This window comes from Arthrobacter sp. 3Tela_A (genome assembly GCF_049311025.1).
GTDB lineage: Bacteria > Actinomycetota > Actinomycetes > Actinomycetales > Micrococcaceae > Arthrobacter_B.
On record NZ_JAXIOM010000030.1, the window covers coordinates 19,662 to 43,615 of the forward strand.

A 23,954-nucleotide genomic window follows, 5' to 3' on the forward strand; every position below is an offset into this window, starting at 1 on the left:
GACAGAACATGGGCCGCACCGGTGATCCGGCGAGGGCCTCTGTTGGTGTTCCCTTTTTTCGGCGGGTACTTCTGTTCATCTGGCACCTGCCCCGAAACCTTCTCATCGGTTTCCTCATCGCCTACCGCAAGGTAGTCTCCCCGCTCTACGGACCGGTATGCCGTTTCTTTCCCTCCTGCTCCGCATATGCCCTTGAGGCCATAACTGTGCACGGCGCAGTGAAGGGAACATGGCTGGCCGCCCGAAGACTGGTGCGGTGCCACCCGTGGAACGACGGCGGCGTGGACCACGTGCCCGAAGGACACCGGACCTGGCCCCAGGACTCAGTCCCCAAGATTATTGTGCTGAATCATCCCGTGATTCCGGCAGACGAAGACAGCCGCTCGGCGGCTTGAGGAGTGTAAATGGGTTTCTTCGACACGATACTGTTCCCCTTCAAGTGGGTGGTGTCATGGATCATGTGGATCTTCCACGAGGGATTCGTCTTCCTCGGAATGGATGCCGCATCCGGCTGGACCTGGACACTGTCCATCATCGGCCTGGTGATCGTGATCCGGGCTGCGCTGATTCCCGTCTTCGTCAAGCAGATCAAGGCCCAGCGCGGCATGCAGTCGCTTCAGCCGGACCTGCGCAAGCTCCAGCAGAAGTACAAGGGCAAGACCGATCAGCTCTCCCGTCAGGCAATGACGCAGGAGCAGATGGCGCTGTACAAGAAGCACGGCACCAACCCGTTCGCGGCCTGCCTGCCGATGCTGATCCAGATGCCGTTCTTCTTCGCACTGTTCCAGGTGCTAAACGGCGTATCCAACGCCAGCGCCGGCGGTGAGGGCATTGGCGCCCTAACCCCCGCAGCAATCACCCAGTTCGATGAGGCGACCATCCTGGGAGCACCGCTCTCATCGTCGCTGCTGCACGGATTTGGCACCGAGGGGCACACTTCGGTGATCGTCCTCTCGGTCATCATGATCATCGCCATGACGGCTTCGCAGTTCATTACGCAGAAGCAGATCATGTCCAAGAACATGTCTGAAGAAGCCCTGCAGAGCCCGTTCATGCGCCAGCAGAAGATGATGCTCTACGTACTGCCGCTGGTATTCGGCGTCGGCGGTATCAACTTCCCCATCGGTGTCCTGATCTACTGGACCACCACCAACCTGTGGACCATGGCCCAGCAGTTCTTCGTGATCCGCCGCATGCCGACCCCCGGATCCCCCGCCGCTAAGGCACTGGCCGAGCGCCGTGCGCGCAAGGGCCTGCCCATGGTCCCGCTGCTGGGTGAGAAGAAGGCCGAGCCGGCTGAAGAAGTACCCGTCCCCGCCAAGGGCCAGCGCCAGCAGCCCCAGCGCAAGAACAGGAAGAAAAGATGAGCACTGAGCACGTCGACGAGACCGTGGAAGAACTGTCTGAACCTGCCGGGAACGGTGCTGTGAACCGCCTGGAAGAAGAAGGCGACGTCGCGGCGGACTACCTGGAGGAACTGCTCGACATTGCCGATATCGACGGTGATATCGACATCGAGGTGCGCAGCGGCCGAACCTACATCTCCGTAGTCTCCGAAGAGGGAGACGACTCGGGGCTGCAGGCTCTGGTGGGGCACGACGGCGAGGTGCTGGAAGCACTGCAGGAACTCACGCGTCTCTCCGTGCTGACCGCTACGGACAGCCGCTCACGACTGGTCCTCGACATCTCCGGCTACCGCAAGGAGCGCAGCGAGGAACTGCACCGGATCGCTGAAGACGCAGTGTCCCGCGCCAAGACGTCAGGCAAGGACATTGCTCTGGCACCGATGAGCGCCTACGAGCGCAAGATCGTGCACGACGCCGTTGCGGATCTCGGACTCGTCAGCGAATCCGAGGGTGAAGGCGCAGGCCGGCACATCGTAGTATCCCTGCCGGACGCCTAGGCTCTTTTTAGACAAGGACAGTTTTTACGTGGTTGAGATTACGCCGGCCGAGCATTCGGCGGCGGTTCAGGTTTTCGGTGCCCGCCTGCCGCTGGCAGAGCGTTACGTGGAGCACCTGGCTACATCCGGCATGGAGCGGGGACTTCTTGGTCCGCGTGAAGTTCCCCGGCTGTGGAGCCGCCATGTGCTCAACTGTGCCGTCGTAGCTGACCTCATTCCCGAGTCCAGCAAGGTCGCCGACGTCGGTTCGGGAGCAGGCCTGCCCGGCCTGTGCCTGGCGATAGCGCGCCCCGACCTGTCCATGACCCTGATCGAACCACTGGAGCGGCGCGTGACGTGGCTCAATGAGGTGATTGAGGACCTCGGGCTGGACAACGTGAACGTGATCCGCGGCCGCGCTGAGCAGGTAGTGGGCAAGGTCAGCGTAGATGTGGTGACGGCGCGTGCCGTGTCGGCCCTGTCCGGGTTGGTTGGACTGACTATTCCGCTGCTTGGCGGTTCCGGTGAGGTGCTTGCCATCAAGGGCAGGAGCGCCGCAGAAGAGATCGAAAAGGCCGCCAAGCAGATCAAGCGGCTGGGCGGTAAGGAGACCTCGGTGGTAACCGCCGGGGAGAACCTCCTGGAGGAACACACCACAGTCGTACGCATTGTGGTTTAGTGCCGGACAGCGGTCATCCGCTGTCCACACACCCGGACCGGTCCCTGAATTTGGCGGGGCAGCCGATAGGCTAGTGGCAGTAATGCCTTATGTTGTGAAAGTGAGCATGTCCCGGTGAGTGTGCGCGATTCTGCCGCAAAACGTATTCCCCCCTTTGCTGCGCTCGGTTCTGCCTTCTCGTCGCCTTTTTCCAGGTCACAACCTGAACCGGTTGAGGAGCCAGGAAGCCACTTGCCTGTTTCACGTGAAACAGGACATGCTGTTGCAACACAGTCTGCCGGCGCATTCCATGTGCCTGATCCCGAGACCAGCGAAGGTGGTGTAGCCGGCCAGGCGGTCCTCCCGTCCGAGTCGGTAGACGTTATGGACCTGATGGACGAAAGCACACCCCTGGCCCGCGAACTTGCCAGCGAAACCCGCCGGCGGGAGAAGCTGCGCGGCCGCGTACTGCCGCGCCCGGCCGAGACCCGGATCATGACGGTGAGTAACCAGAAGGGCGGCGTCGGCAAGACGACCACAACGGTGAACCTGGCCGCGGCCCTGGCTACGGCAGGACTCAACGTCATGGTGATCGACATTGATCCACAGGGCAATGCTTCCACCGCGCTGGGGATCGACCACCGGGCAGACGTCGAGAGTATCTATGACGTCCTGATCGATGATCTTCCGCTCGGCAAAGTTGTGGCGCAGTGCCCGGACATCCAGAACCTCATCTGTGCCCCCGCCACGATTCACCTGGCCGGCGCTGAAATCGAGCTGGTCTCCCTCGTTGCAAGGGAGCAGCGCCTGCGGCGGGCCATTGACGTGTATGCCGCGGAGCGAAAGGCTGCGGGCGAAGAGCGCCTGGACTACATCTTTATCGACTGCCCGCCCAGCCTGGGCCTGCTTACCGTGAATGCCTTTGTTGCAGCACGCGAGGTACTCATCCCGATTCAGTGTGAGTACTACGCACTGGAGGGCCTGAGCCAGCTGCTGAAGAACATCGAGATGATCCAGAAGCACCTCAACGCTGATCTGGTAGTTTCAACCATTCTGCTGACCATGTACGACGGCCGCACCAACCTCGCAGCGCAGGTAGCCGCGGAAGTCCGGGAGCATTTCCCCCAGCAGGTGCTTGCCGCGGTGGTTCCGCGTTCCGTCCGTATCTCGGAAGCACCCAGCTACCAGCAGACGGTCATGACGTATGACCCGTCCTCCACAGGTGCATTGTCCTATCTGGAAGCAGCTGCAGAGATCGCACAGCGTTCCGTCTAGACACTCCCTCCGGGATCCCGGCCGTTCGCAGGGACGAACCGTAGAATACTCTCACAATCAATCCATGCCGCTTGCTGTGTGCATAAGGGAAGGACTTACCCATGACCGAAAAGCGTCGTGGTTTGGGCCGTGGTCTGGGTGCGTTGATTCCCAGTACTGCTGAGTCTGTTGAAGCTACCGAAGGCGGACAGCCTGCGCGTGCAGGCCGTCCTGTTGATTTGTTTTTTACGTCCGTAAGCGACGAGGCAGCGCCTGGCCGCACCAGCGGTCCCCGCCGCGGAGCCGGAATCAACAAGGATGCGTTGAGGGCTCCTGCAAAGAAGAAGCCGGCAACCCGTACCGCTTCCTCCCGCACCATGAAGACCGGCGAGAAGGCTCCTGCCGCCAAGACTGCACAGCCTGACGTAATCTCTGTGGAGGAGTCTGAATCTCCCCGTGAGGCCGCCGTGAAGGCCGAGAAAGCAGTAGCCAAGCCCCGAACCCGGAAGGCCGCCCCAAAGACCGCCAGCAGCCCCTCCAAGGCCGCTGAAGACGGATCCAAACTGTCGCCCGGGCCCGCAGATGATGTTCAGGAAGTGGAAGCGGCAGCTCAGCCGGCAGTAGCGTCAGAACCCGGGGCGGATGGCGTTTCACGTGAAACGCTGATGGAAGTTCCGGGTGCACGTTTCGCCGAACTGCCCATCGATTCCATCCATCCGAACCGTAAACAGCCCCGCAGTGTCTTCGATGAAGATGACATGTCTGAGCTCGTGCACTCGATCCGTGAGATCGGTGTCCTGCAACCCATCGTGGTTCGTCCTTCGGCTGAAGGGGATGCCGAGCATCCATACGAGCTCGTTATGGGTGAGCGCCGCTGGCGGGCGAGCCGGGAAGCGGGGCTATCCGTAGTCCCTGCGATTATCCGGTCCACCCAGGATGTTGACCTTCTACGCGACGCCCTCCTCGAGAACCTCCACCGTAGCCAGCTGAACCCGCTTGAGGAAGCAGCTGCCTACCAGCAGCTTCTGGACGACTTCGAGTGCTCCCACGAGGAACTGGCCGAGCGGATTGGCCGTTCCCGGCCGCAGATTTCCAACACCCTGCGGTTGATGAAGCTGCCTCCTCTCGTCCAGCGTCGCCTGGCAGCCGGTGTGCTTTCTGCAGGGCACGCGCGGGCCCTGCTCGGTCTGAACGATCCGGCTGAGATGGAGAAGCTGGCACAGAAGATTGTTGCCGAGGGAATGTCAGTACGCGCCACCGAAGAGGTTGTGGCACTGTCTGATGGAATTCGCCGGCCGGCAAAGGAAGCGAAGCCCAAGGTTGGTGCACGCCACGAACGGCTCGATTACCTGGCCAACTCGCTTTCTGACCGTCTTGATACCAATGTCAAGATCACTCTGGGCGCCCGCAAGGGTAAGGTCAGCATTGAGTTCGCAAGTGTAGATGACTTGAACCGGATTATGACGGTCCTGAACCCTGTGGACGGACAGGCCTCCTAGGTCCTAGTCAGCGAGGGCTCCTGTTTCACGTGAAACAGGAGCCCTTTCTTTTTCTGGGATGTACTCGTTTTCTTCGAGTACATCACGTCCAACCCGTCCGCTCTTCGCATACTGCCTCGGACGGTGGCACACATCGCTCGCGGATCACGCTGCCCCGTTATCGGAACGGTGTGTTTCACGTGAAACGACACGAAAGGGCTCTGCACGGGCTGTTGGTGCTGAGCTGGAAGGTTCAGTTGCTTCAGGATACGAAACAGCTCCATGACGGTTGTAATGGTGGCTCTCAGGAAGCAACCGGGACGGAAAAGATGCTCCGGTAGAGCGGCCGTGCCAGGGGCCAATCGTCAAGTGAGGCGGTCAGGAAAGCCCGCCGTCGTTTGATACAGCATGTACGGAGCTGTTTCACGTGAAACGTGCGCGAGCAGGGAAGTCCGGTGTAGGGATGTCAAAGGTGTGCAAAAGAACAGCAAAGCCAGTCAGATCGCGGCGTTTGTAGCGAAGGCGTTTGTAGCGAAACAGTACAGGTCGAAGTTCGTTTCGACCCGCATCGGGTTCAGTGTCAGTAATATGCCTTTTTCGGTAGTGGCGGGCGTTGTGGTGCGGTTCAAACTCATCCGATAAAACTCTCTGCACTCGCCATGTCGGTGCTGACGCCTGGTTCCGGATGACCAAAGCCATCAATGCACGCGTTATCAGACTGTATAAGTTGATCCCGCCATGTGCTTCGTACAACTAGGTGGACTACCTGATGATGGAGTGCAGGTATGGCTGGCTGGTTTAACTCGCTGATGCTAAGAGCGCGGGGTGCAACTCAGTTGTTACTGAGGTCATTACGCGGCCGCTGCTATAGCTGCAGCTGCAGCTGCACCGTACCACGGGCTGACGCGCCCTATTGGGGGGTCTAGGTTCTAGGCGTGCAGGAACCCCCGGACAACTGGGAGCCTATGCGCTGGTCAGGAACCGAAGGCCCACCCTCAGTTTGTTTGGTTCATGTACTTCGGATCTTGTTTCACGTGAAACAAGAAAGACCGCCTCTACGGCGCTCCCCTAATGGGCCTTCGCTTTCATCCCGGTTTCGAAGTCCTGGTATCAGCTGCGGGCGTCTGGGGGACTCACTTTCTTCTGCTACGCGCCCCACCTGTAGAACGTTGATGGCATCTGAGAACGCCACCGAAGCTGGCACCGGTCGACAACCGGATACAGATTCCCGGCCGTTGTGGAGAACCCTACCCCCGTGAGGACTGGTGTTATTTCACGTGAAACAACATCGGTGAGGAGGCAGGCGTAGGCACGCGACGCCACGGCGTGTTCAAATGACACGGCCTGGGAATGCGCAAATGTAGTAGCCAAGGGGTGTTGTGCCAGCTCGCAGGTTGGTTGTCGCGTCCGCTGTGTTCACTCTAGACCTGCAGCCAGCTGCACCTTGAGGCTGCGGTCAGCCAACATAGACGAGTCTATGCACCTTAATCGTTCGCTCCAACGCCCGAGATTGACGGGGCCTGGAGTAGGGACACCGAGTAGTAAAGCAGGGTGATGACCCAGGCCCAGACTCAGATCACGGGCCAGCCAGAGAGCCACGGCCACCTTGAGGAGGGATGGAATCCGATGTAAAGAAACTGACCCCCGGCCTGATGCAATCACCGTAGCCCGAAATGGCAGGGACTCGCGTGGGCGTGGCTGGCGTGGGCTCACGCGAAACAGAGGCTTCCCTGGACACTCCGGATGAAGCCTGTATTGCCGAAAGGCAGTTCCATGCACTTGCAGGTCCATATAAGCGTTCACCCCTACGGCGGCGCGCGGCGGCCACGTCTTAACTGGTGTTCGACATGCCCCACTTTCGTACTGCGAACGCGTGCCTGCATCCACTTCTGCCGTTACTCCAGAGGGGAGATAGGTTTTTTGCAGAGCACCGGCGGCTTTCCTGCCCTGAAGTTTCACGTGAAACATCACAGCTCCGGAGTAATGGCCGGTGCCCGAGGCGCTACACATACTCGGAGAATTTGGGCCCCGCACCCGGCTGTAATCATGATGCGATGATCTGGCGGGCGGTGGCGGGAGGTCACCCGACCCCTTTGTGATGACAACATACGTCTGGTTAGCACGACGGTAATAAGGCCTGCTGAGCTGGGCCGGCTGTTTCCTCGCCATAACTACCACCGAGGGAAGGCGCCGGGCCGGGGCGCCCAGTCAGAATGATCTCTTCCCTCCGGCTTCTGTGGACCGTGGCTGCTACAACGACCTCTTGGGCTCATTTTCAAGTACCGGAGTTGGCCAGGTGGTTGCACAGATTGGTTTCCAGTTCGGCTAAAGCCTTAGGCGGTTTCACGTGAAACGTTACTGGTCTGCTGTCGTCTACCTATCTGGACCTCGATTCCCTACGTCGTGCCGGTCGCCACCGAAGATCCACGTCCGGCCTGCCCAGTCGCCCACACCCTTTACCGGTGAACTGATCCGAGCAACTCGGCCGAAGGTCGACTTTATGGTTGGATAGTCCCCTGGCCTTTGAAGCTACAGATGGCCTGGGTTCCGGGCGGTGATGCCGCTGCCAGAACGCGGTGGAACGTGCCAGCTGAGTTGGTGTGGTTGGCGAGGTACAGGATGCCCAGACTGAAGAGTTAGCCACTGGCTGCTGTGGTGTACGTCTGAACCGGGGGGGGGTAGCTCGCTAACTTGCGCGACGGCTACTCGCCTTGAAAACCCCAAGACAATGGCCGGAATATGGAACGTCATTTGTATCGTAAGCCCGGCTGTATCGATCCGGTTATGCGCTGAACCGTGGGCGCGTGATGCATCCTCCATTCACGTTTCACGTGAAACAGATTCCTATTCGCTGACCTTTGAGGATGATGACGCACCGACCGCTTGGCGATGCCGGGATCCGTACGAGTTAGTTCTTTCGTAACGATGGGTCCAGCAGGACCTCCGAACCGCCGAGACGCCTATGTCGCATACATCCAGGATGAATAGAGCCGGAAGATGAGGCCACTTAGTACGGCAGAGAAACCGGTACGGCGGCGTCACCTCGCACTTATTAGGATGAGACCGGACCCACCGGCGAGTATTTACGCGGTTGGATGAGGTAGAAAGCCGCCGAGGTCTAAGTAGGGGAGGGGATTCCACTGGGTAATGTCCGGCCGGTGGTTTTCGACGCCCGTGGGGTGGAATGCCGGGTGTGTAAGTTTGCCACCGCCGGATGGTCCAGTTGGGGGGGGCCTGTGACCCCGTCCAACGCCGGCTGTATCGGGTGAGCAGCCCCGCGGCTCCGGTCGGACGCGACGGTCATCTGACCGGCGAGGTCCAAATCGAACCTGCTGAGGACTTTAATCTCGGTGAGGGTTTCATCCTCCAACTCCACCCAGCCTATGCGGCGTGGACCGTGTGTCTTCAGCCTGACAGCGACGTCCCGGGCATCAACTTCCGCCAGTGCGGGTGCAGGTCTGCGGTGCTGTGCATCGCCAGGCCCGCTAGGCAGCCCACTGTTGCGGCGGACCGAGCTCGACCGCGACGGGCACACGGAACGCCACGCCCACCGTCCTCGGCCTGGACGCCTCTGTGTCTGTGAAGCGGAATCGGGTGCTGGTGTGGACCAGATCAGAGACTTTCCTGGCCGCGAGCTTCGCTCTCCTCCGTTGTTTTGGCTGCTGGCGGAACTGTGGCCGACCGAGGCATGTCTACCCGCAGGGCAAGGGGGCGGGAAAATCCCGAAGGACATCAGCGACGAAAGAGAGCGCCGCAGGGCTCACGATGCAGGCTTTGAGGACCTGACTAAACGAATCATCACGCGGGGAACGTCGTACACCACTGGGCACTTGACCGCTATCGGATCCACCGGCAGAGTCCTCTGCATGATCATCAATGGGGTCGTAGCGGGTGCTCCGTGATAATCGACCTTCGCCAGGTGGCCGCACCACCGTGGGAAGAGAACCTGCTGGTCACCGCACGGCCCAAGGGAGTCGTTGACGTGTGGTCACTGATGCGCGGTGCGCGCTGCGCCACGTTCGAAACGATTTGGGACTCCGGCGGCTGGCGAGGGGCACTGGTGCCCGGTGAGCACCCCGTGGTGGTGGCCGGCGCATGGGAGCGCCACGGCGTATGCGGGTACGACCTGACGGGACAGCAGCTGTGGCAGGACCGCAGCCGCACGAACATAGAAGCCGTGACTGCCCTCACTGGAGGTCGTGTAGTCATCACTCACCTCCGCAGGGCCACCCGCGTGCTGGAGGCAACGACCGGGGAGGAAGTGCGTACCCTGCGCGGGGCGTTGAGACTGATCGCACTGCGCCCCGAGCTCTCGCTTGCAGTAGGTGGCGGTTGGTGCCGTCTGCTGGATCGTTCGCTGGATCCGCTGGGGTCCCGAATTTCGACCGGACTGAATATGGTTTGGAGCGCGGCCAGCGACGGGGAGAACCTGGCGATCAACGAGATAGGCGGACCCTTACGCATTCTCGACTCCGACGGGCAAGAACGAGCGAGGATAGCTGAACACTTCAGCCACATCCTCCACGACCCGGTGACGAACACCTGGGTCGCGGTCCACGAGCCCTCCGATGGGAAGAACTCCCTGTTCCGGTTCAGTAACGACGGGGAGCTTCTGGAGCGACGTCCCTGGGACCTCCGCGTCGGCAGTACGGCGACAATGCGCGGAGGCAGAACGTTGATCCTGATCACGGATGAAGGCGGGCAGGTCGTGAACTCCGCAGACTGGAGCGTGCAAGGACTTGAAGCGACGTCAGCCTGGGCGCCGAGTAGCCCTGGCATCACCACGGGCTGACGGGAGCGCGCCTGCCATCACCATCGGCCAGCTCACCACCCGGCTTAGGTGTTTCTGCTAAGCGCCGGGAATGAATCTCCCGGACACGATTTCCTCCAGTGCATCGACATGGCTCCGGTATGCCTTGGCACCGGCGCTGGTGAGACTGAGCCAGGTTTTCCTTGAATCCAGCGTTCCGCGCTCCTGACTGACATAGCCCGCATCTGTCAGTGCAGAAACCTGCTTGCTGAACGCAGAAGGGGAGAGGCCCAGGGCCTGGCGAAGGACGGATGTTTCCACCGATGTTCCCGCAGCCAGCATGGAACAGAGCTGCAGCCGTGCTGTGGGGTGGATAACGGGATCGAGCTTCGCCTTCACTGACGGGTTCCCCGGTAATGAATTAGGGACCCGACGGCGTAGCTAACCACGGTTCCGCCGGCGCAGATCCAAACGAGACCGGTCTGGCCAACCCCCGCGGTGGCAATTGAGCCAGTCAGGAACAATCCGGAAACTGAGACGGCAGCCAGGAAAGCCCGGTTCCGCGGAACGGCATACGGTGCTCCCATGCGGGACCCGGCCCAGTAGTTGAAAACGCAGAGCGCCAGCATCAGGACTATAAGGAGGCCGGAACCCAGGGGCGAGCCCAGCAGCGGCGCCAGGGCTGCCGCACCCAGAAGGATTCCGTTGCCGGTGTACAGCCACCAGGGCCAGGGGAGACTGCGGATAGTGTCCTCTGCATGCCTGGCGGCGGCAAGTTCGGCTGCAGCCTGAGTCCGGTCAGGGGCGGGTCCGGTAGTTTCCATGCCGGAAACAATACGAGATAGTTTCCGGCATGGAAAGGGTTTCGGCAAAGAATAAAAGCCGGGTCTGCTACAGCCCGGAGACCCGCTGCCGGTCTTCCATCGGGTTGAACCGGCTGACATCGTCGAGGGCAAGAGTGCCCGTGGGCTGGTCTTCCTCCTCCAGCAGGTACAGCCGCTGGATGGCGATGACGATCGAGTCGGCAACGGTCTGCCGGAACACCGGATCAGCGAGCCTGTGGGCGTCGTGGAAGTTGCTCAGGTAACCGAGATCAATGCCAACAGAAGGGATGCCCGGCAGCTTCAGGGTGTCCCAGGTGCGGGCGTGGGTTCCCAAGCTGGCCATATCGGTGCGGGCAGCAAGTTCCTTGATCATCAGGATGGCTGCACGCTGGCCGATAGGGGACCGCGGTTCGCCGGTGACCGGAAGGCCCCAGTAGTAGGCGGCGATGCCCGAGGCTGCCGGCTGGTCCAGCCAGTCGCAGTGGATATTTACGTTAAGGCTCGGCGCCCGTCCCGGAGCGGGATCATTGGCGGCAGCGGCGTCGTACTCCACTACCTCAGCACCGAACTCGCGCAGGATCCGCTCCACCCGCGCACGGACGTCGGAGGCTACAAGCCGTTCCGTCAGGGGCGCACCCGTGAGCCGCTCGGCAGCGTGCTCAGACGGGGTCTCGGAACGCCCGGTGTTGAGGGTGATCGTGCGGCCGCGCAGCGCGGCTGTTGAACGGTCCAGCCGCTCGTAGTCGCGCAGCGCGTAGGCCTGGCTCGGCGAAATCGCCCGGTTGACGCGTGACATGGCAGTCATCGTGTCTCCGTCACACACGCCCGTGCCCGGGATGCCCAGGTTCTCCTGCAGTTCAGCCACGGCATAGCGCGTGCGGACACCAAACTCGCCGTCGATGTGCCCGTAATAGAAACCCAGATGGGAGAGGTGGCGCTGCAGTTCGGCGACGTCGTCCCCGCGCACAGCCGGCTGCCCTTCGAGGTAGGCCAGCACGCGGTCGCCAAAGCGGAACTGGGCCTCGGCGAGGGCGCGCTGGGTGTCGGGGCCTGCCACGCCGTCGACAATCAGCCCGCGGCTCTGCTGAAAGGCCCGGACCGCCGCATCGACGTGGTCGTCGAAAACGGCGGGATTATTGACCGAGTCGGGGGCGAGGTAGGACATGGAAATGCCGGCACGCAGCAGCGCTTCGCGAAGCGCCACCACGCGCCGGCTGGAGTCCAGCCTCCGCAGACTCTCGTCCGTCGGATGCATAGTGTGACCTACTTCAGGTAGGCCGCGAATTCCTGCTCAAGGACCTGCTTCGGCTTCGCGCCGATAGACGTCGCCGCAACCTCACCGCCCTTGAAAACGTAGACAGCGGGAATGGAAGTGATGCCGTACTTGGCAGCGATGGCGGGGTTGTCGTCAACGTTGACCTTTACGACGTCCACCTTGTCCGAGTACTCGGCAGCGATGTCGTCCAGGATCGGGGAGAGCATGCGGCACGGACCGCACCACTCGGCCCAGAAGTCCACAATGACGGGCTTGTCCGCTGCCAGCACGTCGGTGCTGAACGAGGAATCCGTTACGTCTTTGGCGTTGCTCATGGTTCTTGCTCCTTGTGGATCTCTAGACGGAAGCGTTTTCGGAAACGGTTTCCGACGCCGGGGTGGGAACGGTGGCAGCGGTCGCGGCGGACGCAACGTCCGCCAGGTAATGCTCGACATCGAGCGCGGCTACGCAGCCGGATCCGGCGGCGGTGATGGCCTGGCGGTAGGTCGGGTCAATGACGTCGCCGGCGGCGAAGACGCCCGGCAGGGAGGTCTTCGAGGTGCGGCCCTGGACAGCGATGGTGCCGGCTTCGGTGAGCTCGAGCTGGTCGCGGACCAGGTCCACGCGCGGATCGTTGCCGATTGCCACGAAAATGCCCGTGACAGCCAGCTCGGATTCGGCGCCGTCGACCGTGCTGCGCAGACGGATGCCGGTGACCTTGTCCTCGCCGTGGATGCCAACAACCTCGGAGTCCCAGACGAAGCGGATCTTCTCATTGGCCAGTGCGCGGTCCTGCATGATCTTGGAAGCACGCAGGGTGTTGCGGCGGTGCACAATCGTCACCGAGGCCGCGAACTTGGTCAGGAACAGGGCTTCTTCCAGCGCGGAGTCGCCGCCGCCAATGACGGCGATGTCCTGGCCCTTGAAGAAGAAGCCGTCGCAGGTGGCGCACCAGCTGACGCCGCGGCCGGAGAGCCGCTTCTCGTCCTCGAGTCCCAGCTCGCGGTAGGCGGAGCCGGTAGAGATGATCACGGAGCGGGCCAGGAAGGTTTCCCCGGTGCCGATGGTGACCTTCTTGATCTCACCGCCCAGGTCCACGGAGGTGACGTCCTCGAAGAGGATCTCGGTCCCGAAGCGTTCGGCCTGCTTCTCCAGGCCTGCCATCAGGTCCGGGCCCATGATGCCTTCGGGGAAGCCCGGGAAGTTCTCTACGTCAGTGGTGTTCATCAGTTCGCCGCCGGCGGTGACCGAGCTGGCGATCAGCAGCGGCTTGAGGTTCGCCCGGGCCGTGTAGATGGCTGACGTGTAGCCGGAGGGGCCGGAACCGACGATGATCACATCGCGGATTTCCTGGCCGGAGCCTGCGGCATCGGGACGAATGTCTGTGCTCACGTGCTGTGAACCTCTTTCCTGGGGTTTCCTTGGGTTTCCTTGAAGTTCCGGGGAGAACAAGTGCTTCGCTTCAGCGGAACACTTCGAACCGCTAACTACACCTCACAACACTGACACGGAACAGCTTATTCCGAATGGCATCCGCGTCACATGATGGGCCGCCGGCCCGGTTTCCTGCAGCCCAAATGGGCTGTTAGGAGACACTGATTTCGGCGATGCGCAGTCCCCAGGGGTATTCGGCCTGCACTCCGCTGAGGCGCGGAAGCTGCGTGAAGTTGATGATCACGTAGCTGGCAGACGCAGGTTCCCCGTCTGCGCCGTTGGGCACATTGATCGAGGTGGTGGGTCCGGTGAAGCCGCTCTGCGCAACGGTGGTTGCCCCGTCCAGTGACGGGGAATCGTTGAGCATCACGGAGAAGTTGCCGCCGCTTCCGTTGAGCTGGGTGATGTCCACCTTGCTGATCGCGGATTCTTCTTCCAGTTCAACGACGAGAGCCAGGCTCGGAGCCAGACCGCCGAAGGTGTCGGAGGCGTAGACGTAGCTGGACCAGTAGCTGGCGTCGTTTCCGTCGATGATCTGCGGCAGGGCGGCGTCGTTCACTGAGTCGAGTTCCTGGTTGCCCGGCACCAGGCGGGTAATGCCCGCTGTGGCAGGTACCGGCAGGGAGGCCCCTGCCTCCTCGGCCGGGTCCTCGGAAACCGCTGGGGACTCGGCTACCGGGCTGGTGGCCTCATCGCCGGCAAACATGTCCACGTTTCGGCCCAAGTTGGTGAACGCGAGAACCACGGCAACCAGCAGGACGACGCTGAGGATTGCCCCCACCAGCACACGGCCGAACTTGCGGTCGCTTCCACGGCTGGGCTGATCGTCGTCACCGCTGTCGTATTCTTCTTCGGTTTCGTAGTCCGCGCCCAGGGCGGTACGCGGGAAGTTCGATGCCTTGCGGTCTCCGGGACCGGGGCCGGCGGCCGCGTAGCCTTCGGCGGGGAAATCATCTTCGTCTTCCCAGCGGCTCACCTTGGGGGACTGGATGGGAGTGTCCCGGGTGGGTGCCGAATAGCCGGCGGGCCGGGGGCTTTGGCTGGGAGGGGGAGGTACGACGCCGGCACCAGTAACCGCCTCTGCCGGTGCTTCCTGCGCTCCGCCGAATTCCAGGTCCCGCTCGGCTTCAGCCGCGGACGCTGCACCCGCTGCCGTGCCCGCCGCAGCGCCGGCGCCGCGGCCAAACCGCGGAAGGTGGGGCTTGGGCAGGTTGGAGAGCAGAGGTTTGCGGTCCCGGGGTTCGTATTCCTCGACGTAACGGTCTTCTTCGACGTTCTCCGGCTCGCGGGACCGGGGCATGCCAAAGATCTCGGATCCGAGCGTGTCCGTGAAAAACGGCTCCACGTAGGGGGCGTCGCGCTCTATGACCAGGTCAAGAAGGTCGGCGGCATTGGCGTTGGAGGTGACCAGATAGGTGCAGCCGTCGCTGACGCCCAGATCCAGGATCTGCACGGCGGAATGGCGTTCACCAATGGCGATCTCCCGCGCGCTGGCGCTGACCTGGCTGGCGTTCTGGGGCGCTGCGACGAGGATGCTAACGGCACGGTTGAGTACCTGGTCCACGCCGTCGAGGACGAGGTCATTCTCTGCTGAGGCCAGAACCTGGGCGGTGACCTTGTATCGGCCGCCCAGCACTGAACCAGCATTTACCGGCTGTGGCACGTGTTCCTCCCGTGGAAACGGCTATGACTGCAAGCTGGATGTTGCCACCGGCGCCGGTAGGGCGGCCGGTGCGGTTCGTGCAGTACCAAGGGGCCAAAACCCGCCCGGTACTGCCCACTTTGTACCCATGCTACCCGCGGCGGCGGTCAAAACCTGAGTTGGTCGTCTTAGCCCCGGCGCCGGATCTTCGCCAGAGCCGGTTTCAGCAGATCATCCAGTTCCCGGACTTTCAGCAGCCGCAGCATCCCGAGATACGCGGCAGCCATCAGTCCACCGCAGATAATCAGGACGATGGTGGCGCTGATGAGGGAGCGCCACGCAAAGCCGTCTGCACTGTAACCGCCCAGCAGGGCCAGGGCAGCTGCCCCGACGACCGCCGAGCCCAGCGCCGCCACGGTGAGCCGGACGTGAACGTCGAAGATCCGTCCCGCTCCGTAATCGCCCAGCTTCCGGGTCAGGAATATGTGGCTGAGCACGACGGCGGCAATGTTGCCTACTGAGTAGGCGACGGCCAGGCCGAAGATGATCCTGTCGGCCGGCAGGGCGGCGGCAGCCATGGCAAGGCCGATACCAAGGGCAGCGAGGATGATCTGCATGATCATGGGGGTCTTGGCGTCTTCACTGGCATAGAACGCCCGGTTCATCAGGAACGTAGCGCTGAGGAAGGGCGCGCTCACGGCCAGCAGAACCAGGACCTGTCCCTGGATCGCTGCTGTGGCGTTGGATCCGCCGCCGAACCACATGCCGATGGGGCCGGCCAGGACAACCATTACCGCTGAGCAGAAGACGGTGGCTACACCAATGACACGGAGCCCGCGTGAGATGGTTTCCCGCACGCCGTCGAGGTCCTTTTCCACAAAGGCGTGGGACATGCGGTTGAACAGGACTGTGGCCAGGGAGAGTGTAATGACGGAGTGCGGAATGATGTACAGCATCGCCCCGGTTTCCAGATTGAACTGGCCGGCGATCAGCCGCGGAGGGTCCATGGCCAGGAAGGACTTCCTGGCTTCCGAGGCGATGGACGCCACGTTCGTATAGACGAGGTAGGCGCCGTTGCCCACCAGCATGGTGATGATGGTCCATTTGGCCACCCGGGCGGTCTCGCCGAGTCCGACTCCGCGGATTCCGAAAATTGGCCGCAGGCCCAGTCCCAGCTTCTTCAGGGGAATCAGCAGGACCAGTGCCTGAAGGGCCACGCCGAGGGTGGTGCTTCCGGCCAGGATCAGGGTCGCTGAAGACGTCCAGTTCTCCGGTGTGAACTGTTCGGTGGTCTGCCGGCCGATCACGTTGATGAAGAGAATCAGTCCGGTGATAGCAACCACATTATTGACCACCGGTGCCCACATATATGCCCCGAACCGGCCGTTGGCGTTCAGGACCTGGCCGATCACGGCGTAGGCACCGTAGAAGAGAATCTGAGGGAACAACCAGTACGCGAACACCGTGGCGAGAGCCAGCTGGTCACCTGTGAGCTCAATGACGACCGAAAGTATCAAGGGCGCTGCGAGCGTAACGACCAGGGCCACCGCCCCCAGGAACAGCAGGCTGAGCGTCATGATCCGTGAGACGTATTCGGCGCCCCGGTCCTCGCGCTTGCTCGCCTTGATGATCTGCGGAACCAGGACGGCGTTGAAAACGCCGCCCGCTACCAGGAGGTAGATGAAGTTCGGCAGGACGTTGGCGATGGAGAAAAGGTCGGTAACGCCGCCGGCACCGCCAATCGCGACTGCGAGCAGCGAAGTGCGGACCAGCCCGAGTACACGGGAGACCATGGTTCCCGCGGCCATAACGGCACTTGAGCGGGCGGTACTGGGAGCAGGATTCTGTACGGCCATTATGTCCTTATGCTCTCACCCGGATGGCGCTTTTCCTGAAAACCGGGGTGCGGGGACCGCGCGGCGTCAGCGGTATTTGGGGAGGACTTCCCGGGCCAGGTCAGCGATACGGCGCTCATTGGGGAAGGAAAGGCGCCTGCCCAGTACCGCCAGCGGAACCCAGGCGACGTCGACAGCTTCGTGGTCCGGGTCGTTTTCGATGGTCAGTTCCCCGCCCACGGCTTCGAGCAGGTAGTGGTGGACTGTCTTGTGCACCCGGTGGCCGCTGACCGTGAACCAGTAGTCAATGCTGCCCAGCGGAGTGAGGATCCGTCCGTCGATCCCGGTTTCCTCGGCGATCTCCCGGACGGCTGCCTGTTCGTTGTTTTCGGCGTCTTCGGGGTGGCCCTTGGGCAGGCACCATTCGAGCCGGCCGCCGCGGTTCAGCCGGGCGATGATCGCTACGGGCAGTTCGGGGTCCGTGCAGTTGACCACAATTCCGCCGGCTGACACTTCTTCCACCGTGGGCAGGGCCGCATGTGCCGGATGCGCAATTGAGCTCCCCATTGACGCTGTCAATGGGGTCCGCTTGGGCGCACTCGGGACGGGATGGGCCATACCCCCACTGTAACTATCTTTGCCTGCCGATGATGACCGTTCATTGCTGTACCCCTTGGCGCCGCGGCAACCCCGGCGTGTCCGGCCCGCGGAGCGGACGCATTGTCCGCGGGGGCTGGATTATCTGGCACGCTTAAAGCACTATGGCGCACCTTTCCGACAGTTCCTTTCCCATCACCGAGCTCCCCGGCGTGATCGAGCAGCTCGGGGAGCTCTTCCAGGCCGCCGGGTTTGAACTTTCCCTGGTGGGCGGGCCGGTACGCGACCTGTTCCTGGGCAGGGTCTCCCCGGACCTGGATTTCACCACCAACGCCCGTCCTGACGACATCATCGCGGTGACCCGGCGCTGGTGTGACACGTACTGGGAAATGGGCCGCGAGTTCGGCACGATCGGAATGCGCAAGGACGGGTTCCAGATCGAAATCACCACGTACCGTTCCGAGGCCTACGACCCGGAGTCGCGCAAGCCGGTCGTAGCGTTCGGGGAACGTCTCGAGGACGACCTGTACCGCCGGGACTTCACCATGAATGCCATGGCGCTGCGGCTGCCGCAGATGGAGCTGGTGGATCCCTACGGCGGCGTGCGGGACCTCCACGAGGGAATCGTGCGGACCCCCGGAGCGCCGTCGTCCTCTTTCTCCGATGACCCGCTGCGCATGATGCGTGCGGCCCGTTTCGCCTCCCAGCTGGGCGTCACGGTGGCACCGGAGGTTTTCGCAGCAATGAAGGACATGGCCGGGCGCATTGAGATCATTTCCGCGGAGCGGGTCCGGGACGAACTGGTGAAGCTCATTAACGGCAAAACACCGGCGGACGGCGTGGACCTGCTGGTGGAGAGCGGCCTGGCGGACTACGTGCTGCCGGAGGTCGCCGCACTTCGCCTGGAAATTGATGAGCACCACCGCCACAAGGACGTCTACCAGCACTCCCTTACCGTGCTGCGGCAGGCCTGTGACCTGGAGACCGGCCCGGACGGGGCCGTTCCGTCCCCGGACTTTGTGCTCCGCTTCGCGGCGCTGATGCACGACGTCGGCAAGCCGGCTACCCGGCGCTTCGAAGGAACAGGGGCGGTCAGCTTCCTGCACCATGACGTGGTGGGGGCCAAACTCACGGCCAAGCGCATGAAGGCCCTTCGGTTCGACAATGACACCATCAAGGCCGTGTCCAGGCTCGTGGAGCTGCACATGCGCTTCTACGGCTACGGGGATGCCGGCTGGAGCGACTCCGCCGTGCGCCGCTACGTCACGGACGCCGGGCCCCTGCTGCAGCGCCTGCACCGCCTGACGCGTTCTGACGTGACCACCCGCAACCGGCGCAAGGCCGAGCGCCTGGCCTTTGCCTATGATGACCTCGAAGCCCGGATCGAGAAACTGGCGGAGCAGGAAGAACTGGCCTCCATCCGCCCGGACCTGGACGGCAGCCAGATCATGGAACTGCTGGGCATCCGTCCCGGCCCGGTGGTGGGCCGTGCCTACCGGTTCCTGCTCGAAGAACGCATGGAAAACGGCCCGGGTACACCAGGGGAGGCCGAAGCCAAGCTGCGGGAATGGTGGCAGCAGCAGCCTGAGAGCCGGGAAACCGACTAGACCGGCCGGCCCTAAGGGGCTTCCAGCGCCGCCCGAACCGCATCAGAAAGGGACCCCATGACCGCAGGCAACCTAGGACCGGCAGTTCCTGATTTGACCCCCGCAGGGACCAGGCTGCCCACCCTTTGGCTGGTCCGCCACGGAGAAACGGAGTGGTCCAGACAGGGCAACTACACCGGGCTCACCGACATCCCGTTGACTGAAGAGGGCGAAGCCCAGGCCGTGGCGGCCCGGGAGAAGATCGCCGGCTTCGACTTCGACCGTGTATTCAGTTCCCCGCTCATCCGCGCCCGGCGCACCGCAGAGCTGCTGGGGTACCCCAGCCCCGAAGTGCTTCCGCACGCGCATGAATGGGATTACGGCGAGAACGAGGGCCGCCGGAACACGGTAGTCCGTGAGGAGAATCCGGGCTACATCATCTGGAACGACGGCGTTCCGGGCGGTGAAACCCTCGCCGAGGTTGCTGCCCGGGCGGACCGGATCATTTCCACAGTTCAGGCAGGCTGCGGGACAGCGATGGACCGGAACCCCGAAGCAGCTCCGATCGAGCGCGCGATGCTGGTGGCACACGGCCATTTCCTTCGTATTCTCGCGGCCAGGTGGCTCGGAATGGCGCCCGACGCCGGCAGGCACCTGGTACTGGGCACGGCCGCGGTCTGTGTTCTCGGGTGGGACAAGCACACCCCGGCAATCCTGAAATGGAATTTGTAGAAACTTTTAAAGTTTCTTTTAGAAAGGGCTTGGCAGCGGAGTGTCCGGCGGGTTATATTTTTTGAGCCCGCAAAGAATGCGGCGCTCTCAGCCCGTGAGGATACGGCCCGGCCGAGTCCTCGAGGACAACGCGAAACAGGAGGTGGAGTGTGGTGTTTGATTACACGGATATGTTCCGGCGGACCCTGGTCCCCGCAGCCATCTCCTTTTGGCGCCGCCCGGGCACAGGCTGCTCCCAGCCCTAGGCTGCATCTGCGCCGCCGTTCAGCAGGCTCGTTTGATCACCCGGTGAACGGCAGCTGAACTCAGCTGCAGTCCAACTCAGCCGCCGTCCAACGTTGCCCCTCCAACGGAGCCGGCTGCGCTGAGTCCGGCCCGGCAGATGGCCTTGCTCCCGGTGTGTGCTGCGCTGATCATTCCCGGGTCTCCGGCACACCCCGGCAATTCCAAATGCCTCTCTGCGGATCTTCTTCGCAGGCATAAATCAGCGGCTGTAATTGTCCGGGCGTCTCTTCCGTTTTTATTGCCTTTTTATAGGCAACTCCCACTTTCGCTTATTGCTGTGCTTTTGTGCACCCATTTTCTGGAGAATTGTCATGCCCTTTTACAAGTTGCCCGCAGCCGGTCTTGCTCAGCAGCAGGCCCCGCCTGCCGCCGGCCGTCCGGTCCCCAACCAGGACCCTTCCCGGCCCGCCGGGCCGGATCGCCGTCCCGCACTTTCCCGGGTCCAGTATGTGCTGGGCCTGCTCCGCCTGCTGAGGCGGGCGGCGGCAGTCCGTGTGACCGCCAGCGGCCGCTTGGTGGATGAGCAGGAGGAGCGCCAGCTGCGCCTGCTCCGGATCAGCTCCCCGTCCTCCGCCTCCGGGCGGTGAGAGACTGCACACCCCAGCCCGGGTGTAAGGAAACAAAGCGGGACCTGTTCGCGTTGTATGGTCGATAGGTAGGGAACACAGGCCAGCGACGAAGGGAGTGCTGTGCCCCAGGTCAACCGGGTGGCCATGCTCTCGCTGCATACCTCGCCGCTCGAACAGCCTGGTTCCGGCGATGCGGGCGGGATGAACGTCTACGTTCGTTCCGTGGCCGTCGAGATGGCGAAAATGGGCGTGGAAGTGGATATCTTCACGCGCGCCTGTGCGCCGGACCAGCCCTCCGCCGTCGAACTGGCGCCAGGGGTGACGGTGCACCATGTCACTGCCGGACCCCGCCGCAAGGTACCCAAGGAAATGCTCCCCAGGCTCGCGGGCGAACTTGCCGAAGGCGTGGCCCGTTCCGTGCTCCGCGGTCCGCGCTATGACGTGCTGCATTCGCACTACTGGGTTTCCGGCGTCGCAGGCATCAGCCTCGCGAGGCACTGGGATGTTCCGCTGGTCCACACCATGCACACCATGGCCCGCGTGAAGAACCTCCGGCTCCAGCCCGGGGAAATGCCCGAACCCCAGGTCCGGATCCAGGGCGAGCAGGACATCGTGGACTCCGCTGCCCGGCTGATTGCCAATACCACCACTGAGGCCGAGGAACTGGCCGCCTGGTACGGGGCGGACCCACAGGTCATTGACGTGGTCGCCCCGGGGGTGGACCTGGACGTGTTTTCCCCCGCCGGCCGGCTTGAGGCCCGTGCCCGGCACATTATCCGCCGCGGAGAGTTCCACGTGGTCTTTGCCGGGCGCATCCAGCGGATGAAGGGCCCCCAGGTCCTGGTCGAAGCCGCTGCCCGGCTGCGGGAGTCCCGCCCGGACATTCCGCTGCGCGTGAGCATCCTCGGGGCCCCCAGCGGATCAGAAGTCCTGGATCTGGAGGCTGCCATCTGCGCCCTGGGGCTGCAGGGAACCGTCCAGCTGCACCCGCCGGTGGCGGCGAAGGGGCTGGCCGGATGGTTCCGGTCTGCCGACGTCGTTGCCGTTCCGTCCTTCTCCGAGTCCTTTGGCCTGGTGGCGCTGGAGGCCCAGGCGTGCGGCACTCCGGTCCTTGCTGCGGACGTCGGCGGGCTGCCGAAGGCAGTCAGCTCCGGGCAGACCGGCGTCCTGGTCCAGGGACACGATCCGTCCCGGTGGGCAGCGGAACTCGAGACGCTTTATGACCATCGCTCCTGGCGCGGGGAACTCGGCCGCGGGGCCGCGGCACATGCCAGGTCCTTTGGCTGGCGGCGCACCGCCAGCCACACTATGCAGTCCTACCTGCACGCGGCCGAGCAGACCGCAGCGCACGCCGTGGGCAACTAAACCCTGCCGGGATCAGTGCCGCCAGTGTGCCGGATTGACGGGCGCCGGGGCTGGTGCAAGCGTTGAGCTATGGCCAACGACCTTGATATTTCCCGGGCTGCGACGCTGCAGCCCATCACCGACATCGCCCGTTCCGCAGGCATCCCTGAGGACGCGCTTGAACTGTACGGACGCCACAAGGCGAAGGTAAACCCGGCCCTGGTGCCCAAGCGGACGGAACCGGGCAAGGTGGTGCTGGTTACCGCCATGAGCCCCACACCCGCGGGCGAGGGTAAATCCACGGTGACGGTAGGTCTTGGGGACGCACTGGCGCGCTCCGGGCAGAAAACTGTTATTGCGCTCCGGGAGCCGTCGCTGGGACCGGTGCTTGGGATGAAGGGCGGCGCCACCGGAGGCGGCTACTCGCAGGTGATCCCCATGGAGGAGATCAACCTCCACTTCACCGGTGACTTCCATGCGATCACCAGCGCCAACAACGCCCTTGCCGCGCTGGTGGACAACCACATCTTCCAGGGCAACGAGCTGGGAATCGACCCGCGGCGCATCACCTTCCGCCGGGTCATGGACATGAACGACCGCTCGCTGCGCCACATTGTGGTGGGCCTGGGCGGTCCGGGGCAGGGCACGGTGCGTGAAGACGGATTCGACATCACCGTCGCCTCGGAGATCATGGCAATCTTGTGTCTGGCCACGGACATTGAGGATCTCACCGCCCGGCTGGCCCGGATCACCGTTGGTTACACCTGGGACCGGCAGCCGGTCACGGTGGCCGACCTCAAGGTGCAGGGCGCCCTGGCGCTGCTGCTGAAGGACGCCCTCAAACCGAATTTGGTGCAGACCATCGCCGGTACGCCGGCGCTGGTCCATGGGGGACCCTTCGCGAACATCGCGCACGGCTGCAACTCGGTAATAGCAACAACGCTGGGACGGAACCTGGCCGACGTCGTTGTTACCGAGGCTGGATTCGGCGCCGACCTCGGCGCGGAGAAGTACCTGGACATCAAGTCGCGGGTGGCAGATGTGGCCCCGGACGCCGTCGTGGTGGTCGCAACCGTCCGTGCGCTGAAAATGCACGGCGGGGTGCCCCGGGAGCGGCTGGATGAACCAAACCTGACCGGGCTGGAAGCCGGCACTGCGAACCTTCAACGGCACGTGCGGAACCTGGGCAAGTTCGGCCTCTCACCCGTCGTCGCGATCAACCGCTTCACCACGGACACGGCAGAGGAAATCGACTGGCTGCTGCAGTGGTGTGCCCGCGAAGGAGTGGAGGCCGCTGTAGCGGACGTCTGGGCACAGGGCGGCGGAGGCCCCGGCGGCGATGACCTGGCAGCCAAGGTGCTCTCGGCGTTGAAGAAGCCCGTGGACGTCCGGCCGCTGTACCCGCTGCAAATGAGTGTGGAGGACAAGATCCGTACCGTGGTCCGCGAGATCTACGGAGCCGACGACGTCGAGTTCTCAGTGCCCGCGCTGCGCAGGCTGGAGGAAATCAAGGCAAACGGGTGGGAGAACTTCCCTGTCTGTATGGCCAAGACCCAGTACTCCTTTTCCGACGACGCCGCGAAACTGGGGGCACCGGAAGGGTTCACCGTCCATGTGCGGGACCTCGTGCCCAAGACAGGTGCCGGCTTCATCGTGGCGCTGACCGGTGCGGTCATGACGATGCCCGGACTGCCGAAGCACCCCGCTGCGCTCCGCATGGGAGTCGCCGCTGACGGAACGCCGTCGGGCCTGTTCTAGCCCGCCCACCCGAACGAGATAGCAGAAAGTGCACGTCCCAGCGCTGGGCCGGGGGCGTTTACACCACAGAC

The 23,954-nt window shown here is 63.1% G+C and carries 20 protein-coding genes; 12 read left to right on the forward strand and 8 right to left on the reverse strand.

Translation table 11 applies throughout. The features are described from left to right. The first annotated feature begins 8 nt into the window (after positions 1–8). The 7 genes from yidD to TVC13_RS10365 all read left to right on the forward strand — a co-directional run bounded on the left by yidD (position 9) and on the right by TVC13_RS10365 (position 10,064). Positions 9–395 carry a membrane protein insertion efficiency factor YidD gene (gene yidD / locus TVC13_RS10335; protein WP_422401124.1) on the forward strand — a complete coding sequence of 129 codons (387 nt, stop codon included), beginning with the start codon at positions 9–11 and terminating at the stop codon, positions 393–395. 9 nt (positions 396–404) lie between these two features. Then, entirely contained in the window at positions 405–1,367 is a 963-nt protein-coding gene (gene yidC, locus TVC13_RS10340; protein ID WP_152225176.1) for a membrane protein insertase YidC, read from the forward strand. Then, positions 1,364–1,903, forward strand: a complete 540-nt coding sequence (locus tag TVC13_RS10345; protein WP_422401125.1) for a protein jag — start codon at positions 1,364–1,366, stop codon at positions 1,901–1,903. Before yidC ends, TVC13_RS10345 begins: the two co-directional genes overlap by 4 nt. A 28-nt stretch (positions 1,904–1,931) precedes the next feature. Beyond that, a complete protein-coding gene (gene rsmG, locus TVC13_RS10350; RefSeq protein ID WP_422401126.1) occupies positions 1,932–2,561 on the forward strand; it encodes a 16S rRNA (guanine(527)-N(7))-methyltransferase RsmG in 630 nt (209 codons plus the stop codon). Between the two features lie 114 nt (positions 2,562–2,675). Then, a complete protein-coding gene (locus TVC13_RS10355; protein WP_422401127.1) occupies positions 2,676–3,815 on the forward strand; it encodes a ParA family protein in 1,140 nt (379 codons plus the stop codon). Between the two features lie 101 nt (positions 3,816–3,916). Then, entirely contained in the window at positions 3,917–5,293 is a 1,377-nt protein-coding gene (locus TVC13_RS10360) for a ParB/RepB/Spo0J family partition protein (protein ID WP_422401128.1), read from the forward strand. 3,877 nt (positions 5,294–9,170) lie between these two features. Then, entirely contained in the window at positions 9,171–10,064 is an 894-nt protein-coding gene (locus TVC13_RS10365; protein ID WP_422401129.1) for a hypothetical protein, read from the forward strand. A gap of 57 nt (positions 10,065–10,121) precedes the next feature. On the opposite strand, the gene TVC13_RS10370 is transcribed toward TVC13_RS10365, so the two are convergent. From TVC13_RS10370 to TVC13_RS10405, 8 genes are all read right to left on the reverse strand, one after another. Further along, entirely contained in the window at positions 10,122–10,421 is a 300-nt protein-coding gene (locus TVC13_RS10370; protein ID WP_422401130.1) for a transcriptional regulator, read from the reverse strand. After that, entirely contained in the window at positions 10,418–10,846 is a 429-nt protein-coding gene (locus tag TVC13_RS10375; RefSeq protein ID WP_422401131.1) for a hypothetical protein, read from the reverse strand. Before TVC13_RS10375 ends, TVC13_RS10370 begins: the two co-directional genes overlap by 4 nt. Before the next feature lie 67 nt (positions 10,847–10,913). Next, a complete protein-coding gene (locus TVC13_RS10380; protein WP_422401132.1) occupies positions 10,914–12,101 on the reverse strand; it encodes a peptidoglycan-binding protein in 1,188 nt (395 codons plus the stop codon). An 8-nt stretch (positions 12,102–12,109) separates the two neighbouring features. After that, positions 12,110–12,436: a thioredoxin gene (trxA, locus tag TVC13_RS10385; RefSeq protein ID WP_055242830.1), complete on the reverse strand. Its 327-nt coding sequence runs from the start codon at positions 12,434–12,436 to the stop codon at positions 12,110–12,112. 22 nt (positions 12,437–12,458) lie between these two features. Continuing rightward, positions 12,459–13,448 (reverse strand): thioredoxin-disulfide reductase, encoded by a 990-nt coding sequence (gene trxB / locus TVC13_RS10390; protein WP_422401142.1) that lies wholly within the window; start codon positions 13,446–13,448, stop codon positions 12,459–12,461. Positions 13,449–13,686: 238 nt separating this feature from the next. After that, the gene (locus tag TVC13_RS10395; RefSeq protein WP_422401133.1) at positions 13,687–15,198 is read right to left on the reverse strand and encodes an ABC transporter substrate-binding protein; all 1,512 of its coding nucleotides are present in this window, start codon (positions 15,196–15,198) and stop codon (positions 13,687–13,689) included. Between the two features lie 167 nt (positions 15,199–15,365). Next, complete coding sequence (gene murJ, locus TVC13_RS10400; RefSeq protein ID WP_422401134.1) at positions 15,366–17,033, reverse strand: murein biosynthesis integral membrane protein MurJ; 1,668 nt, start codon at positions 17,031–17,033, stop codon at positions 15,366–15,368. 66 nt (positions 17,034–17,099) lie between these two features. Beyond that, the gene (locus TVC13_RS10405; RefSeq protein ID WP_422401135.1) at positions 17,100–17,630 is read right to left on the reverse strand and encodes an NUDIX hydrolase; all 531 of its coding nucleotides are present in this window, start codon (positions 17,628–17,630) and stop codon (positions 17,100–17,102) included. Between the two features lie 143 nt (positions 17,631–17,773). Here TVC13_RS10405 and TVC13_RS10410 point away from each other — a divergent pair, with 143 nt between their 5' ends. The 5 genes from TVC13_RS10410 (at position 17,774) to TVC13_RS10430 (ending at position 23,883) form a co-directional block, all read left to right on the forward strand. Then, positions 17,774–19,216: a CCA tRNA nucleotidyltransferase gene (locus tag TVC13_RS10410; protein ID WP_422401136.1), complete on the forward strand. Its 1,443-nt coding sequence runs from the start codon at positions 17,774–17,776 to the stop codon at positions 19,214–19,216. Between the two features lie 57 nt (positions 19,217–19,273). Continuing rightward, positions 19,274–19,927, forward strand: coding sequence for a histidine phosphatase family protein (locus TVC13_RS10415; RefSeq protein ID WP_422401137.1), 654 nt, complete (start codon positions 19,274–19,276; stop codon positions 19,925–19,927). Between the two features lie 596 nt (positions 19,928–20,523). Beyond that, complete coding sequence (locus TVC13_RS10420) at positions 20,524–20,799, forward strand: hypothetical protein (protein WP_422401138.1); 276 nt, start codon at positions 20,524–20,526, stop codon at positions 20,797–20,799. 102 nt (positions 20,800–20,901) lie between these two features. Beyond that, positions 20,902–22,146, forward strand: coding sequence for a D-inositol-3-phosphate glycosyltransferase (gene mshA / locus TVC13_RS10425; RefSeq protein ID WP_422401139.1), 1,245 nt, complete (start codon positions 20,902–20,904; stop codon positions 22,144–22,146). A 69-nt stretch (positions 22,147–22,215) separates the two neighbouring features. Further along, the gene (locus TVC13_RS10430; protein ID WP_422401140.1) at positions 22,216–23,883 is read left to right on the forward strand and encodes a formate--tetrahydrofolate ligase; all 1,668 of its coding nucleotides are present in this window, start codon (positions 22,216–22,218) and stop codon (positions 23,881–23,883) included. The last annotated feature ends 71 nt before the right edge of the window (positions 23,884–23,954 follow it).

Bases quoted from the DNA above. Each gene is read 5' to 3' on its own strand.
- yidD (WP_422401124.1), top strand. From the start codon at position 9: ATGGGCCGCACCGGTGATCCGGCGAGGGCCTCTGTTGGTGTTCCCTTT.
- yidC (WP_152225176.1), top strand. From the start codon at position 405: ATGGGTTTCTTCGACACGATACTGTTCCCCTTCAAGTGGGTGGTGTCA.
- TVC13_RS10345 (WP_422401125.1), top strand. From the start codon at position 1,364: ATGAGCACTGAGCACGTCGACGAGACCGTGGAAGAACTGTCTGAACCT.
- TVC13_RS10360 (WP_422401128.1), top strand. From the start codon at position 3,917: ATGACCGAAAAGCGTCGTGGTTTGGGCCGTGGTCTGGGTGCGTTGATT.
- TVC13_RS10375 (WP_422401131.1), bottom strand. From the start codon at position 10,846: ATGGAAACTACCGGACCCGCCCCTGACCGGACTCAGGCTGCAGCCGAA.
- TVC13_RS10380 (WP_422401132.1), bottom strand. From the start codon at position 12,101: ATGCATCCGACGGACGAGAGTCTGCGGAGGCTGGACTCCAGCCGGCGC.
- trxA (WP_055242830.1), bottom strand. From the start codon at position 12,436: ATGAGCAACGCCAAAGACGTAACGGATTCCTCGTTCAGCACCGACGTG.
- murJ (WP_422401134.1), bottom strand. From the start codon at position 17,033: ATGGCCGTACAGAATCCTGCTCCCAGTACCGCCCGCTCAAGTGCCGTT.
- TVC13_RS10405 (WP_422401135.1), bottom strand. From the start codon at position 17,630: ATGGCCCATCCCGTCCCGAGTGCGCCCAAGCGGACCCCATTGACAGCG.
- TVC13_RS10410 (WP_422401136.1), top strand. From the start codon at position 17,774: ATGGCGCACCTTTCCGACAGTTCCTTTCCCATCACCGAGCTCCCCGGC.
- TVC13_RS10415 (WP_422401137.1), top strand. From the start codon at position 19,274: ATGACCGCAGGCAACCTAGGACCGGCAGTTCCTGATTTGACCCCCGCA.
- TVC13_RS10420 (WP_422401138.1), top strand. From the start codon at position 20,524: ATGCCCTTTTACAAGTTGCCCGCAGCCGGTCTTGCTCAGCAGCAGGCC.
- TVC13_RS10430 (WP_422401140.1), top strand. From the start codon at position 22,216: ATGGCCAACGACCTTGATATTTCCCGGGCTGCGACGCTGCAGCCCATC.